The 14,678-nt window shown below is 73.7% G+C and carries 12 protein-coding genes; 9 read left to right on the top strand and 3 right to left on the bottom strand.

The features are described from left to right. On the bottom strand, positions 1-357 hold the full coding sequence (locus tag V6D49_RS25565) for a hypothetical protein (protein ID WP_340563394.1): 357 nt from the start codon (positions 355-357) through the stop codon (positions 1-3). A 307-nt stretch (positions 358-664) separates the two neighbouring features. On the opposite strand from V6D49_RS25565, the gene V6D49_RS25570 reads away from it, so the two are divergent. The 8 genes from V6D49_RS25570 to V6D49_RS25605 all read left to right on the top strand — a co-directional run bounded on the left by V6D49_RS25570 (position 665) and on the right by V6D49_RS25605 (position 10,604). Further along, on the top strand, positions 665-3,232 hold the full coding sequence (locus V6D49_RS25570) for a collagenase (protein ID WP_445330603.1): 2,568 nt from the start codon (positions 665-667) through the stop codon (positions 3,230-3,232). 128 nt (positions 3,233-3,360) lie between these two features. Next, positions 3,361-4,521 carry an NAD(P)/FAD-dependent oxidoreductase gene (locus tag V6D49_RS25575; protein ID WP_445330604.1) on the top strand — a complete coding sequence of 387 codons (1,161 nt, stop codon included), beginning with the start codon at positions 3,361-3,363 and terminating at the stop codon, positions 4,519-4,521. A 48-nt stretch (positions 4,522-4,569) separates the two neighbouring features. Beyond that, entirely contained in the window at positions 4,570-4,884 is a 315-nt protein-coding gene (locus tag V6D49_RS25580; protein WP_340563398.1) for a (2Fe-2S)-binding protein, read from the top strand. Then, entirely contained in the window at positions 4,865-6,400 is a 1,536-nt protein-coding gene (locus tag V6D49_RS25585; protein ID WP_340563400.1) for an FAD-dependent oxidoreductase, read from the top strand. Before V6D49_RS25580 ends, V6D49_RS25585 begins: the two co-directional genes overlap by 20 nt. Then, positions 6,397-7,305 (top strand): dihydrodipicolinate synthase family protein, encoded by a 909-nt coding sequence (locus tag V6D49_RS25590; protein ID WP_340563402.1) that lies wholly within the window; start codon positions 6,397-6,399, stop codon positions 7,303-7,305. The genes V6D49_RS25585 and V6D49_RS25590 overlap by 4 nt, the downstream gene beginning before the upstream one ends. A 37-nt stretch (positions 7,306-7,342) precedes the next feature. Further along, positions 7,343-8,344 (top strand): proline racemase family protein, encoded by a 1,002-nt coding sequence (locus tag V6D49_RS25595; protein ID WP_340563404.1) that lies wholly within the window; start codon positions 7,343-7,345, stop codon positions 8,342-8,344. Next, positions 8,341-9,762 carry an aldehyde dehydrogenase family protein gene (locus V6D49_RS25600; RefSeq protein WP_340563407.1) on the top strand — a complete coding sequence of 474 codons (1,422 nt, stop codon included), beginning with the start codon at positions 8,341-8,343 and terminating at the stop codon, positions 9,760-9,762. The genes V6D49_RS25595 and V6D49_RS25600 overlap by 4 nt, the downstream gene beginning before the upstream one ends. Positions 9,763-9,890: 128 nt before the next feature. Next, entirely contained in the window at positions 9,891-10,604 is a 714-nt protein-coding gene (locus V6D49_RS25605; protein WP_340563409.1) for a GntR family transcriptional regulator, read from the top strand. Between the two features lie 80 nt (positions 10,605-10,684). Here the strand turns inward: V6D49_RS25605 and V6D49_RS25610 are convergent, their stop codons facing one another. Further along, positions 10,685-12,148, bottom strand: a complete 1,464-nt coding sequence (locus tag V6D49_RS25610) for an aminopeptidase P family protein (RefSeq protein ID WP_340563411.1) — start codon at positions 12,146-12,148, stop codon at positions 10,685-10,687. A gap of 256 nt (positions 12,149-12,404) precedes the next feature. Continuing rightward, on the bottom strand, positions 12,405-12,779 hold the full coding sequence (locus V6D49_RS25615; protein WP_340563413.1) for an ArsR/SmtB family transcription factor: 375 nt from the start codon (positions 12,777-12,779) through the stop codon (positions 12,405-12,407). Positions 12,780-13,277: 498 nt separating this feature from the next. Between V6D49_RS25615 and V6D49_RS25620 the strand changes: the two genes are divergently transcribed. Then, positions 13,278-14,522, top strand: coding sequence for a cytochrome P450 (locus tag V6D49_RS25620; RefSeq protein WP_340563416.1), 1,245 nt, complete (start codon positions 13,278-13,280; stop codon positions 14,520-14,522). Positions 14,523-14,678: the final 156 nt, after the last annotated feature.

Below are 14,678 nucleotides of genomic sequence, written 5' to 3' on the forward strand. Positions count from 1 at the left end.
TCACTGCCAGCCGTTGACCTGGGGGCACATCGGCGCCACCGCCGCGGCGGCGGCCGCGGCGGGTTCGGGGAGCGCGGCGAGGGCGGCACAGGCGGTCTCCACCGCGGGCGGGAGGTGGGCCGCTCCGGGTCCCGGTCCGTCCGGGGAGAGGGCGGCGGCGCCGCGTGCCAAGGGGCCGGGCGCCGCCGCGTCGGCCGCGGACTGCGGGGCGCTGGGGGACGCCACGGCCGCGGCCGAGGCCGAGCCGGTGAGGACGGCGGCCAGCAGGGCGACGGTCACCACGCCCCGCCGACCCGGGCCGCGCCGGGCGGCTCCCGCGTCGGCCGTCACTCTTCCGGATGTGCTCGATGCAGCCATGACAGTTCCCCCTTGCGCTGCTGAATCACCCTCGGCGCGGTAGAGGATGCCCGCCCTCGACGTCCCGGAGGAGACCGTCAGGTGTCAACTTGCTGCAAGGCGCCCGCAACTTCTTGCCACCGACGGACCGTCAGACGCGCACCGCGTACGAGGGATTCTCATGCGACGTGACATGTGCAATATTACCGGTCACACATTGCAGTTGTGCCCATGACAACGCGGGCGGGCTCCCCGCCGCCCGGCCCCTCATGGGTTCCCCCACCCGGCCGTGCCCCCACGCGGCCCCTTCCTCCCTCGGAGGCAGCGAGTGAGAAACGACCTTGGGCCACCCCGTCAGGCCCGGCTGAGCGCGCTCGTCCTGGCACTGTGCCTCGGTGTCGGGATGCTGTCCGCACCCGCGTACGCCGCCCCCCGACCGACCGACCGGGCGGCCCCGCAGCAGACCGCCGGTGACCTACCACCCCGCGCGTCCGCGGAGGCGGGCGAAGCCGATCCGGAGCACGTGCGCGGCGAGCCGCTGAAGGCGGCGGACCGGCCTCCGCTCCCGTCGACGGCCGACGCGCTGCGCCGGGACTACGACGACCCCTCGGCGCCGGCGCCACGGCCCCGCCCCTCCCTGCAGGCGGAGCCCGGGGCCCCGGTCGCCGACTGCCGCGTGAGCGACTTCACCGGCCGTACCGGAGACGCCCTCGTCCGGCAGGTCAAGGCATCCACCACCGCCTGCGTCAACTCCCTGTTCGGGCTCACCGGGAGCGACGCCCACCATGCCTTCCGCGAGGGCCAGATGGTCAGCGTGGCCACCGCGCTGCGCGCTGCCTCCGCCTCCTACCCCGGCGACAGCAGCACCGGGGTGGCGCAGCTCGTGCTCTACCTGCGCGCCGGCTACTACGTGCACTGGTACCACGAGGCCGACACCGGCCCCTACGGCCCGGCGCTGCGCACCGCCGTCCGCGCGGGCCTCGACGCGTTCTTCGCCGCCCCGCGCTCCCGCGACGTCACGGACGCCAACGGCGAGGTCCTCGCCGAGGCCGTGACCCTGATCGACAGCGCCGAGGAGAACGCACGCTACCTCCACGTCGTCGAACGCCTGCTGAAGGACTACGACAGCACCTACGACGCCTCGTTCTGGATGCTCACCGCCGTCAACAACGTCCACACCGTCCTCTTCCGCGGCCACCAGCTCCCCGCCTTCGTCGCCGAGGTGTCCTCCGACCCCGAAGTCCTCGACGTCCTGTACGACTTCGCCTCCACCCACCGCGACCTGCTGGGCACCGAACGCGGCTACCTCACCTCCAACGCCGGCCGTGAGCTCGCCCGGTTCCTGCGGCACGACGCGACGCGGAGCACGGTCCGGCCCCAGGCCGTCCGGCTCCTGGAGCTCAGCTCCCTCACGGGGGTCACCGCACCGCTGTGGGTCGGCGTCGCGGAGATGGCCGACAGCTACGACCGGACCCACTGCGGCGCCTACGGCACCTGCGACCTCCGGCAGCGCCTGCGCGAGGAGGTGCTCGTGGTCGACCACACCTGCGGCGACACCCTCCGCGTCCGGGCCCAGCAGATGACCTCCGAACAGCTGGCGGACACCTGCCGCGACCTGGCGGGCCAGGACGCCCACTTCCATGCCGTCGCCGGGGACGACGGCCCGGTCCCCGGCGACCGCAACACCAGCCTTGAGGTGGTCGTCTACGACAGCAGCACCGACTACCGGACCTACGCCGGGGCGACCTGGGGCATCGACACCGACAACGGCGGCATGTACCTGGAGGGCGACCCGTCGGCCGCCGGGAACCAGGCGCGCTTCATCGCCTACGAGGCCGAGTGGGTGCGCCCGTCCTTCGCGGTCTGGAACCTCAACCACGAGTACACGCACTACCTCGACGGTCGCTTCAACCTGCACGGCGGCTTCGCCGACAACGTCGCCACGCCGACGGTCTGGTGGATCGAGGGCTTCGCCGAGTACGTCTCCTACTCCTACCGCGACCTGCGCTACGACGCCGCCCTCACCGAAGCGGGCAAGGGCACGTACGCGCTGAGCACCCTCTTCGACACCACCTACGCTCATGACGCCGCGCGCGTCTACCGGTGGGGCTATCTCGCCGTGCGGTACATGCTCCAGTCCCACCGCGCCGAGGTGGACACCGTCCTCGGCCACTACCGCTCCGGTGACTGGGACGCGGCCCGCTCCCACCTCACCGACACCATCGGCACACGTCACGACGCCGACTGGCGGCGCTGGCTCTCGCGATGCGCGAGCGGCGAGTGCGGCGGGCCCACCAACCCGCCCGACAACCGGGCGCCCACCGCCGCCTTCACCGTCGCCGTCAGCGCCCTGACGGCGGACTTCACCGACGGCTCCACGGACCCCGACGGCACCATCGCCTCCCACGCCTGGGACTTCGGCGACGGCACCGCCTCCACGGCGGCGAACCCCACCAAGACCTACCCCGCGGCGGGCACGTACCCGGTGACGCTGACCGTGACCGACGACCGGGGCGCCACCGACACGGCCACCCGCAGCGTCGTCGTCGGTGAAGGAGGCGCGGTCCCCGAATGCACCGCCGCCGACACCCGGCGACTCGACCGCGACTGCCGGCGCGGTGACCTGGCCGCTACCGAGGGGAACCACGCGTACCTCTACCTCTACCTCCCCGCCGACACCCAGCAGCTCGTGATCACCGCCTCCGGCGGCACCGGCGATGCCGACCTCTACTACAGCGACACCTCCTGGGCCACCACCACCGCCTACACCAGCCGGTCCACCGGGCCCGGCAACACCGAGACGATCACCGTGACCGATCCGGCCCCCGGCTGGCACTACGTCAGCCTGGCCGCCGCCGAGGACTTCGCCGGCGTGGCCGTGACGGCCGCGTACTGACCGCCCTTCCGCACGAGTACGCGGGGTGGGCGGGCGCGTCCCCGTCCGCCCCGCCTCCTCGCCTGGCCGCCGACGAGCCGAAGCGCCCCCTCTACCATAGAAGCATGTGACATATTACTGTGGTGCCCATGAAGCAGACCGTCGACGTGATCGTCATCGGCGCGGGCATCATCGGCGCCGCGTGCGCCTACTACGCCACCCGCGCCGGACTGAGCGTGGCCGTCGTCGACCGCGCTGCGCCGGTCGCCGGAACGACGGGGGCGGGCGAGGGCAACCTCCTGGTATCCGACAAGTCACCCGGACCCGAACTCGACCTCGCCCTCCTCTCAACCGGCCTGTGGCGCGACCTCGCCGCCCACCTGCCGGAGGGGATCGAGTACGAGGCCAAGGGCGGCGTCGTGGTGGCCGCCGACGAGGCGCAGTGGGCGGCACTGCGCAGCTCGGCCGCGCGCCAGGCGGCCGCCGGCGTGACGACCCGCGAGGTGCCCGCCCAGCGGCTCCCCGACCTCGAGCCACACCTGGCCCCCGGCCTGGCCGGAGCCGTCCACTACCCCCAGGACGCCCAGGTCCAGCCCGCCCTCGCCGCCTCCCGCCTCCTGTACGCCGCGCGGGCGTCGGGCGCCGTCCTCCACCTGGGGGAACCCGTCACCGAGGTCATGGTCACGCCCCGGGGGCGGATCGACGGCGTGCGCACGCCCCGGCGCGAACTGAGGGCGCCGGCCGTGGTCAACGCCGCCGGCACCTGGTCGGCGCGGATCGCCGCGCTGGCCGGCACGACACTGCCCGTCATGCCACGCAGGGGCTTCGTCCTGGTGACCGAGCCCCTGCCCCGCGTGGTCCGGCACAAGGTCTACGCCGCCGCCTACCTCGCCGACGTCGCGAGTGACTCCGCGGCCCTCCACACCTCCCCGGTGATCGAAGGCACACCGGCCGGTCCCGTACTGATCGGCTCCAGCCGGGAACGCGCCGGATTCGACAGGTCCCTGTCCGCCGAGGCCCTCCGGCGCATGGCCCTCGACGCCACCGCCCTCTTCCCCGTCCTGGCCCGGGTCAGCGTCCTGCGCGCCTACCACGGTTTCCGGCCCTACCTGCCCGACCACCTCCCGGCGATCGGCCCCGACCCCCGCGTCCCCGGCCTCCACCACGCCTGCGGGCACGAGGGCGCCGGAATCGGCCTGGCGCCGGGCACCGGACTGCTGCTCGCCCAGGCCCTCCGCGGGGAGGAGCCCTCCCTGGACCTCGCCCCCTTCCGCCCCGACCGCTTCCCCGCCCCGTGCCGTCCCGCATGAGCACATCCCACCCCGGCGACCACCGCCCGACCCTCCCGAGGAGCCCCCATGCCACGTGACCCCGCCGGGCTGGTGCGGGCCGAGCCCCAGCCCGCCATCAGCATCGACTACGCGGGCAGCACGCTGCCCGCCCTGCCCGGCCAGAGCATCGCCGCCGCGCTGTGGGCCGCCGGCATCCTCTCCTGGCGCACCACGCGCGACGGGCGGCGCCCGCGCGGCGCCTTCTGCGGCATCGGGATCTGCTTCGACTGCCTGATCACCGTCAACGACCGGCCCAACCAGCGCGCATGCCTGGTGCCGGCCCGCGACGGCGACACCGTCACCCCTCAGGAAGGACACGGCCGTGCCGACCTCGCCCGCTGAGCCCCCGGCCGCGCCCTACGACGTGGCGGTCGTCGGTGCCGGGCCCGCCGGGCTGGCGGCGGCCGCCACCGCCGCCGACGCGGGGCTGACCGTGGCGCTCGTCGACGACGGCCCCCGGCCGGGCGGCCAGTACTACCGGCATCCCGCCCCCGGACTCGGAGCACGACGCCCCCAGGCCCTCCACCACGGCTGGCCCACCTTCGTCGGCCTCCTGGACCGGCTGCGCGCACACCGGGACAGTGGCCGCCTCCGCCACCTGACGGGGCGGCAGGTGTGGGCCGTCCAGGAGGCCCACGACCACCCGGGGCGCTGGACCCTGCGCACCCTCCCCACCGTGTCACCGCAGGCCCCGCGCCACCACGAGGAGCCGACCACCGGCGAAGCCCCACAGGACAGCGTGCGGGCGCACCGGCTCCTCCTGGCCACCGGAACGTACGAGCGCCAACTCCCCTTCCCCGGGTGGACACTGCCCGGAGTCGTCGGTGCAGGAGGCGCCCAGGCCATGGTCAAGTCCGGCCTGGTCCTCCCGGGCCGACGCGTCGTCGTGGCGGGCAGCGGCCCCCTGCTGCTGGCCGTCGCCGCCTCGCTGGCGGCCGCCGGCGCCCGCGTGCCCTGCGTCCTGGAGGCGGGCGGCTACCTGCCCTACGCCCACCGGCCGGGCCCGCTGCTGCGCAACCCCGGCAAACTCGCCGAAGGCACCCGGCACGCGGCGGCCCTCGCCCGCCGCCGGGTGCGCCTGCGCACCCGGACGGCCGTGGTCGCGGCGCACGGGACCGACCGCGTCACCGCGGTGACCGTGGCGAGGCTGGACGAGGACTGGCGGCCCGTGCCCGGCACCGAGCAGCGTCTGCCCTGCGACGCGCTGGCCGTCGGCCACGGCCTGGTGCCCCAGCTCGAACTCGCCCTGGAGCTGGGCTGCGAGACCCGCACCGCCCCCGACGGCACCCCCGTCCTCACGGTCGACGCCGCCCTGCGCACCAGCGTGGAGGGCGTATGGGCGGCGGGCGAGACCACCGGCGTCGGCGGCGCCCACCTCGCGCTCCGCGAGGGCGAACTGGCGGCCCGGGAGATCGCGGCCGCCGCCCACGGCGCGCCCGCCGCCGGTCATACGACCGCAGGGCTGCGCGCCCGCGTCGCCCGGCTGAGGGTCTTCGCGGACCTGATGGCCCAGGTCCACCGGCCCGGCCCGGCCTGGACCGGCTGGCTGCGCGACGACACCGAGATCTGCCGCTGCGAGGAGGTCGACGCCGCGACGGTACGCGCGGCGGCCGACACCTACGGCGCGTCCGACACCCGCACGGTCAAGCTCCTGACCCGGGCCGGCATGGGCTGGTGCCAGGGACGGATGTGCGGGCCCGCCGTCTCCTGCCTCGCGGCGGGCGCGGGCAGCGCCCCGGTGAGCGCGGACCGGCGCCCCCTCGCCCGTCCCGTCCCCCTCGCCCAACTCGCCCGACTGTCCGAACCGGCCCGGCCCCCCGCCTTCCCCCGACCGACACACGAGGAGAACCGCACATGAGCGCACCCCGGCACACCCCCGACCGCCCCTGGCGCGGCGTCATGGTGGCCACCACCCTCCCCCTGAAGGACGACCTGTCGATCGACCACGACGCCTACGCCGAGCACGTCCGCTCCCTGCTCGACGCCGGGTGCGACGGCGTCGTCCCGAACGGCTCGCTGGGGGAGTACCAGACCCTCACCGACGACGAGCGCGCCCGCGTCGTGCGCACCGCGGTGGAGGCCGCCGGAGACGGCAGCCGGGTCATGGCCGGCGTCTCCGCCTACGGCAGCACGGAGGCCGCGCGCTGGGCCGAGCAGGCCGCCCGGGCCGGCGCCGGCTCCGCCCTGCTGCTGCCGCCCAACGCCTACCGCGCCGACGACGCGGAGGTCCGTGCCCACTACGCCGAGGTCGCGGGCGTCGGACTTCCCGTCGTCGCCTACAACAACCCCCACGACACCCGCGTCGACCTCACCCCCCGGCTCCTGGCCGAACTGCACGCCCGGCAGCACATCGTGGCGGTCAAGGAGTTCAGCGGGGACGTGCGACGGGCCTACGAGATCGCCGAGTCCGCCCCCGGTCTCGACCTGCTCGTCGGTGCCGACGACGTCCTCCTCGAACTCGCCCTCGCCGGCGCCGTCGGCTGGATCGCGGGCTATCCCAACGCCCTGCCGCACTCCTGCGTCGCGCTGTACCGGGCCGCCGTCACCCGGGACCTGGACACCGCCCTGCCCCTCTACCGCGCCCTGCACCCGCTTCTGCGCTGGGACACCCGGCACGTGTTCGTCCAGGCCATCAAGGCGTCCATGGACCTCGCCGGACGCCCCGGAGGCCCCTGCCGTCCGCCGCGCTCCCCCCTGGACCCCGAAGCGAGCGCGGCCGTCCGCTCGGCGACGGAGAAGGCCGTCGCCGACGGCCTGGCGTGACCCCGCCCCTCCGGAACCAGCCCGCAGGAGAAGAGCCATGCGCAGCCGCCATGTCTTCCACGCCGTCGACTCCCACACCGAGGGCATGCCCACCCGCGTCGTCACCGGAGGCGTCGCGCCCGTCCCCGGCGCCACCATGGCCGAACGGCGCACGTACTTCACGCGACACCTGGACCACATCCGCACCCTGCTGATGAACGAACCGCGCGGACACGCCGCCATGAGCGGCGCGATCCTGCAGCCGCCCACCCGCCCCGACGCCGACTGGGGAGTCCTCTACATCGAGGTGTCCGGCTGCCTGCCCATGTGCGGTCACGGCACGATCGGTGTCGCCACGGTCCTGGTGGAGACGGGCATGGTGGCGGTGACCGAACCGGTGACGACCGTCCGCCTGGACACCCCGGCCGGGCTCGTCACCGCCGAGGTCCACGTGGCCGACGGCCACGCCCACGCGGTGACGCTTCGCAACGTCCCGTCCTTCGCGGCCGCACTCGGAGCGACCGTCGACGTCCCCGGCTTCGGAAGCGTCACCTACGACCTGGCCTACGGCGGCAACTTCTACGCCATCCTCCCCCTCGCCGAACTCGGGCTGCCCTTCGAACGCTCACACAAGCAGGAGATCCTGCACGCCGGCCTTGAGGTCATGGCAGCGATCAACGCGGCGGGTGAGCCCACGCACCCCGAGGACCCCGGCATCACCGGCTGCCACCACGTCCAGTTCCTCGCCCCCGGATCGGACGCCGCACGCTCGCGCAACGCGATGGCCATCCACCCCGGATGGTTCGACCGGTCGCCCTGCGGCACCGGCACCTCGGCCCGGATGGCGCAACTGCACGCCCGGGGCGAACTTCCCCTGCACCGCGAGTTCCGCAACGAGTCGTTCCTGGGCACCGCCTTCACCGGCCGGCTGGTGGCCGAGACCGAGGTCGCCGGCCGGCCCGCCGTGGTGCCGACGTTCACGGGGAGCGCCTGGATCACCGGCACCGCCCAGTTCCTCCTCGACCCCACCGACCCGTTCCCGGAAGGCTTCCTGCTGTGAACCGCGACCGCGCACAGAAGGTGGACGGCCCGCTCGTCTCACGCAACCCCGCCGATCCCGGCGACATCGTCATCGAACTGCACGGCTGCGGCCCCGACACCGTCACCGGCGCGGTCCACCGGGCCTCCCGGGCCCAAGCGGAATGGCTCGCCGCCGGCGCGGGCGAGCGGTCCGCGGCCCTGCGCCGGGCCGCGGACGCCGTGGAGGCCGCGTCCGAGGAGCTGGCCGGACTCCTGGTCAGGGAGGTCGGCAAACCGCTCACCGAGGCGCGCGGCGAACTGGCGCGCACGGCGGCGATCTGGCGCTACTACGCCCAGTTCCCCTACGACGCCACCGGGGCGGTCCACGAGCCGGCCTCCGGGCCCGGGCTGCTGCTCACCCGGCGACGGCCGCACGGTGTCGCCGGGCTGATCACCCCGTGGAACTTCCCGCTGGCCATTCCCTCCTGGAAGGCCGCCCCGGCCCTGGCCGCGGGCAACGCCGTGCTCCTCAAGCCCGCGCCCGAGGCGACGGCGTGCGCGCTGCGGCTGGCCGAGGTCCTCGGGCGGGCCCTGCCCACCGACCTGCTGCGGGTCGTTCCCGGCGGTGCCGACGTCGGCACCCGCCTGATCGATCTGGCCGACGTCGTCTCCTTCACCGGGTCGACCGCCGTCGGGGCCGGGGTCGCCCGTGCCGCCGCCGCCCGTGGCGTCCCCGTCCAGGCGGAGATGGGCGGCCACAACGCCGCCGTGGTCCTGCCCGACGCCGACCCGGAACGTGCCGCGGCGGACATCGCCGTCGCCATCGCCGGATACGCGGGGCAGAAGTGCACCGCGACCCGACGGGTGATCGCCGTGGGGAACGCGTTGCCGCACCTGCGTGCGGCACTGGCCGAGGCGCTGCGGGAGCTGCCCGCCCGCGCTCCCCACACGGCGGACACGGTCTGCGGGCCCGTCATCTCGCGAACGGCTCTCGACCGCGTCGTCGGGGCCCGTGACGGCGCCCTGCGCTCCGGAGCCCGTGCGCTGGCCGGCGCGGGCGCTCGCCGGTCCGGCCCGGACACGGGCTGGTACACCGACCCCGTGCTGCTGGAGCAGGTCCCCGCCCACCACGAACTGCACCGCCGCGAAACCTTCGGCCCCCTCGCCGTCTTGTCGGGCGCGGCGGACCTGGACGAGGCCGTCCGCGCCGCGAACAGCACGCCGTACGGCCTGGTCACCTCCCTGCACACCGGCGACCTGGACGTCGCCCTCGCGGCGCTGGACCGCCTGACCACCGGCATGCTGCGCGTCAACGCCCCCACCACGGGAGTCGACTTCCACCTTCCCTTCGGTGGGGAGAAGGAATCCGGCATCGGTATGAGGGAACAGGGGCGCGCCGCATTGGACTTCTACACCTCAAGCCGCACGGTCTCGTTCCTGCCCGCCGTGCCGGCCTGAGCCCGCCGCGCGACGGCCCCCTCGGCCGCCGGTGCGCCGGGGTTCGGTCGTCCAGGCCGAGGGGGACAGAGCGCAGTCGCTCGCAACGTGACATTGTATAGTGGGCGGCCGGTCCACGGAGGGAACCCATGAGCGAGCCGCAGTCCCGGAAACTCGTCTCGGTGCGGGAGCACCTGCGTGATCAGGTGGCCAATGCCCTCCGGGCCGCACTGATCGCGGGCGAACTGCAGCCCGGGGCCATCTACTCCGCCCCCGCGTTGGCCGCCGAGTACGGCGTCTCCGCGACACCCGTGCGCGAGGCCATGCTGGACCTGGCGCGCGAAGGACTGGTAGAGCCGGTGCGCAACAAGGGCTTCCGCGTCACCGAACTGTCCGAGCGGGATCTGGACGAGTTCACCGAGATCCGCGCGCTGATCGAGATCCCGACCGTGGGCCGGGTGACGAGGTCGGTTCCCCCCGAGCGGCTGGAGGCCCTTCGCCCCGTGGCCGAGGAGATCGTGGCCGCCGCGCGTGCCGGTGACCTCATCGGCTACCTGGAGGCCGATCGTCGCTTCCACCTCGGGCTGCTCTCGCTCGCCGGCAACGCCCGCCTCGTCGAGGCGGTGAGTGACCTGCGCAAACGCTCCCGGCTCTACGGCCTGACCGAACTCGCCGAAGCCGGGATGCTGGTCGCCTCCGCCGAGGAGCACGCCGAGTTGCTGGACCTCATGCTGGCCGGGAACGTGGCGGCGGCCGAGGAGCACATGCGCCGTCACCTGTCCCATGTGCGCTCCCTGTGGGCCGCGCGGAAGCAGGACGAGCCCGAACGCAAGCCGCCGTCCCGACGGCTGAAAGCCCGCTGACCCGCGCCGGTCCACGGCGCGCGCGGACGCACGGCAGGGGCGGCTCCGGCCGCGCACACCCCCTGCCGGCGGCAGCCGCCTCATCCTTCCAACAGCGTCCCCATCCACTCCTCCACGCCGTCCGCGGTCCGGGGGAGGGCGGACGACATCAGCCGAGCTCCGTCCCCGGTGATCACCAGATCGTCCTCGATGCGCACGCCCATGCCCCGCAGCTCGACGGGCAAGGTCTCGTCGTCGGGCTGCAGGTACAGCCCCGGCTCCACTGTGAGGACCTGCCCCTCCTCCAGCACGCCTTCGACGTAGGCGCCCGCACGTGCTGTGGCGCAGTCGTGCACGTCCATGCCGAGCATGTGGCCGCTGCCGCACAGGGTGTAGCGACGGTGGAGGCCGCTGTCCCCGGCCAGTTCGTCCAGGGGCGCCTTGAGCACGCCCCAATCGCGCAGGCCTTCGGCGATCACCCGCATCGCGGCCCGATGGAAGTCGCGGAACGGAACGCCCGGACGCAGCGCGGCGATACCGGCCTCCTGTGCCGCCAGGACCAGTTCGTAGACCTGCCGCTGCACCGGTGAGAACCGTCCCGACAGCGGCAGGGTGCGGGTGATGTCGGCGGTGTACAGGGTGTCGGTCTCGACACCCGCGTCCAGGAGCAGAAGCTGGGAGGCGTCCAGCGGTCCGTCGTTGCGCACCCAGTGCAGCACGCAGGCATGGGCTCCCGCGGCCGCGATCGTCTCGTAGCCCGTGCCGTTGCCCTCGGTGCGGGCCCGCAGGTTGAAGACGCCCTCGACCCATCGCTCACCCCGGGGATGGCGCAGCGCTCGGGGCAGGGCACGCACCACGTCCTCGAAGCCCGCGGTGGTGTGATCCACCGCGAGCTGCAGCTGTTCGACCTCCCACGCCTCCTTGACCAGGCGCAGCTCGGACAGACAGGCGGCCAGTTCCCTCTCCCGCGGCCGCTCCGCATCGCCGGACGTCCGGGGCTCGACGAGAGCGTCGACGGCACCGTCGACACCGGTCAGCACCCGGGTGGGCGGCTGAGGACCCGACAGCGCCCCGGGCAGCTCGTCGAGGTGGCGGCACTCGATACCGGTCAGCGCTTCCGCCTCCTCCAGGTCCGGACGGGGGCCGACCCAGAACTCGCCGTACCGGCGGTCGCGGTAGAACTCCTCACCCGTGCGCGGAGAGCGCGGCCGCAGGTAGAGCACCGCATGGTGCCCCTGGGGCCCGGAGGGTTCCATGAGGAGCACGTTGTCCGGCTGGTCCTCTCCGGTGAGGCCGGTCAGCCAGGCGTAGGCGGTGTGCGGGCGGAAGTGGTGGTCGCAGTCGTTGGACCGGGTGGTCAGCCGTCCGGCCGGCAGGACGAGCCGCTCGCCGGGGAAGTGCGCGGACAGGCGGGCCCGGCGGCTGAGAGTGGCGCCGCCGCGGGGGGCGCGCACGGGGTGGTCCAGGGTGGAAGGAGCCCACCCACCGCTCATGAACGACGCCAGGGCGGGGGAGACCGGAAGGTCGTGGCTGCCGGTAGTGATGCGGGCCGAGGGTGGAGTCATGCCAGCTCCGGAGAATCGGGGGAGGGATAATGCAATGTTACATTGTTATGGCACTCACCTGAAGATGCCGTCCCCCGAAGCGGAACCTCCCTACCGCCCCTCTGTCGCTGGGCCGTCCAAGCTGGCCCGGCCTCACGTGCAGGCCGGACCGCGGCGCTCGTGGACGACCACACCCCGGAAGTCGGTGCGCCGTCGGATGGGAGGGCTGGCCGCGTTCTCGGGAAGGCGCGGACCGGATGGTCCGGATTCCAGTCCCTCAGGCCCCGTCCGGCGCGGTGAGCAGACTGCCCATGGCGGCGAGCACCGACGGCTCGACCCGGTAGTAGACCCAGGTGCCGCGCCGCTCGGAGGTGAGCAGTCCGGCCTCCTTGAGCTTCTTCAGGTGGTGGGAGACCGTGGGCCGGGAGACGCCCACGTCGGAGATGTCGCACACGCAGGCCTCCCCGCCCTCGTAGGAGGCCACCGCGGAGAACAGCTGCAGGCGCACCGGGTCGCCGAGCGCACGGAACATCCGGGAGGCCGTCTCGGCCTCCTCGGCGTTCATCGGACGCTCGGTCAGCGGCGGACAGCAGGGCACCACGGCCCGGCCGTTCGCGGGCTCCAGCAGCGGCAGCGCCTTGGTGTTCGACATACGTCTATGTTGACACATGTCTAACCAGGCCTGGGGTGCGTCACCGCACGAGGGCCGGGCCACCCCAGCCCTTCTGGCAGCCTGGCCACGCGGCGACGTCCACGCCCGAACTCCGGACCGGGTCTGCCAGGTCCGGCGGCCACCTCGGCGGCCCCCTCCGTAGCGCCTCGCCACCCTTTCGGCGGCCTTGACGCTCTGGGAATCGATCGCAGTCGCGACCGCCGGGGGAGCTTTGCCCATCTCGCGGCGAGGTCGGCCGGGGAGGTGGTAGCGGATCCGGTCGACCACCCCGGTGGCGGCTCCCGTTCCAGTCTCCGGGCATCCAAGATCAAGGGGAAGCTTCAGGCTCTGTGGGGACGGTCGCTGGGAACCCCCGGCCTGCCTCTCCGGCCCGTCAGCACATCCCGTGCAGAGGTAGGGGTTGAGGCTAGGGGTGCGTTCCGTCTTAGCGTGAAGGCCGGGGCGGACGGGCTGCCCCACGCGCGGTGGGGTGGCGGCATGTCGGAACTCGAGGCGGAGCGCAGAGCTCGGTACCAGGCGACCGTTGTGCAGGATTTCCTGCGCAAGACGGCCGCGGAGGGCGACCCGTACGCCGCCATCCTGCTGGTGCCCGACAGTCCCTACCCGCTCTACGAGGAGATCCGGGCGCGCGGGACGCTGCACCGCAGCGCGGTCGGCGCCTGGACGACCGCCAGCCACCGCGTCGCCAACCAGATCCTGCGGGACCGGCGGTTCGGCGTCCGCACGGCGGAGGGGGCCAAGCCCCCGGAGTTCATGCCGTTCGACAACTCCATGCTCGGGCTCGACCCGCCCGACCACACCCGGCTGCGCCGGCTCGCCACGCCCTCGCTCAACCCGCGCAGGCTCGCCCACTGGCAGCCGCACGTCGAGCGGTTCACCGGCGAGCTGGTCGACGAGATGCTGGCCGGTCGTGACCGGGTCAACTTCATGAGGGCCTTCGCCCAGCAGCTCCCGCTGCGTGTGATCGGCGATCTGGTCGGTATCCCTCCCCGCCACCGGCAGCTGTTCTTCCGGCTCAGCCGCCGCATGGCGTATCTGCTCGACGGTGTGGCCACCGTCCCGGCGGCGCGGGGTGCGGCCGCCGCCATCGAGGAGATGACGGTGATGTTCCACGACATCATCGCCGAACGGAGGGCCGACCCGCGCGAGGACTTGATCAGCGACCTGCTGCCGGCCGTCGAGGACGGCCGGCTGACCATGGACGAGATGGTCCCGTTGTGTATGTTCCTGCCGCTCGCCGGCACCGAGACCACCGTCAACCTCATCGGCAACGGACTGCTGGCCCTGCTCGAACACCCCGAGCAGTGGAAGATGCTGGTCGCTGATCCGTCGCTGGCGCCCGCCGTCGTACGGGAGACCCTGCGGTACGACGCGCCGGTGCAGCAGTACCGCCGGATCGCGCACACCGACATCGAACTGGAGGGCGAGCTGGTCGCCACCGGCGAGGAGGTGACGATCTGCGCGGGCGGAACCAACCGGGACCCCGAGGCCTATCCCGACCCCGGGCGGTTCGACATCACGCGGGACCCCGGGCCGGAGAACCTGGCCTTCTCCTCGGGCATCCACTTCTGCCTCGGCGCCGCGCTCGCCCGCATGGAGGCGGAGACCGCGCTCGCCGCGCTCGCCGAGCGGGTTCCGGGGATCCGTCAGGACGGCCCGGTGCGCCGACGCGGCTCCTTCATCATCCGCGGGATGCTCCAGTTCCCCGTCGCCCTGCGCTGAAGACCTGCGGTGCGCGGGCGAGATGAGGCGAGATAAGGGGCGCCGCCCCACCAGGTAGGGGTTGCCCGCCTTCACGGGCCGTCCATAGCGTCGCGGACGCGGACGCCCTGAACGCAGCGCCCGCAGCATGACGGCCCCGGGTGGACCGTGGCCGAG

Source organism: Streptomyces sp. GSL17-111, assembly GCF_037911585.1.
In the GTDB taxonomy this organism is placed as follows: Bacteria; Actinomycetota; Actinomycetes; order Streptomycetales; family Streptomycetaceae; genus Streptomyces.

Bases quoted from the DNA above. Each gene is read 5' to 3' on its own strand.
- V6D49_RS25620 (WP_340563416.1), top strand. From the start codon at position 13,278: ATGTCGGAACTCGAGGCGGAGCGCAGAGCTCGGTACCAGGCGACCGTT.
- V6D49_RS25610 (WP_340563411.1), bottom strand. From the start codon at position 12,148: ATGACTCCACCCTCGGCCCGCATCACTACCGGCAGCCACGACCTTCCG.
- V6D49_RS25595 (WP_340563404.1), top strand. From the start codon at position 7,343: ATGCGCAGCCGCCATGTCTTCCACGCCGTCGACTCCCACACCGAGGGC.
- V6D49_RS25575 (WP_445330604.1), top strand. From the start codon at position 3,361: ATGAAGCAGACCGTCGACGTGATCGTCATCGGCGCGGGCATCATCGGC.
- V6D49_RS25580 (WP_340563398.1), top strand. From the start codon at position 4,570: ATGCCACGTGACCCCGCCGGGCTGGTGCGGGCCGAGCCCCAGCCCGCC.
- V6D49_RS25615 (WP_340563413.1), bottom strand. From the start codon at position 12,779: ATGTCGAACACCAAGGCGCTGCCGCTGCTGGAGCCCGCGAACGGCCGG.
- V6D49_RS25590 (WP_340563402.1), top strand. From the start codon at position 6,397: ATGAGCGCACCCCGGCACACCCCCGACCGCCCCTGGCGCGGCGTCATG.
- V6D49_RS25565 (WP_340563394.1), bottom strand. From the start codon at position 357: ATGGCTGCATCGAGCACATCCGGAAGAGTGACGGCCGACGCGGGAGCC.
- V6D49_RS25605 (WP_340563409.1), top strand. From the start codon at position 9,891: ATGAGCGAGCCGCAGTCCCGGAAACTCGTCTCGGTGCGGGAGCACCTG.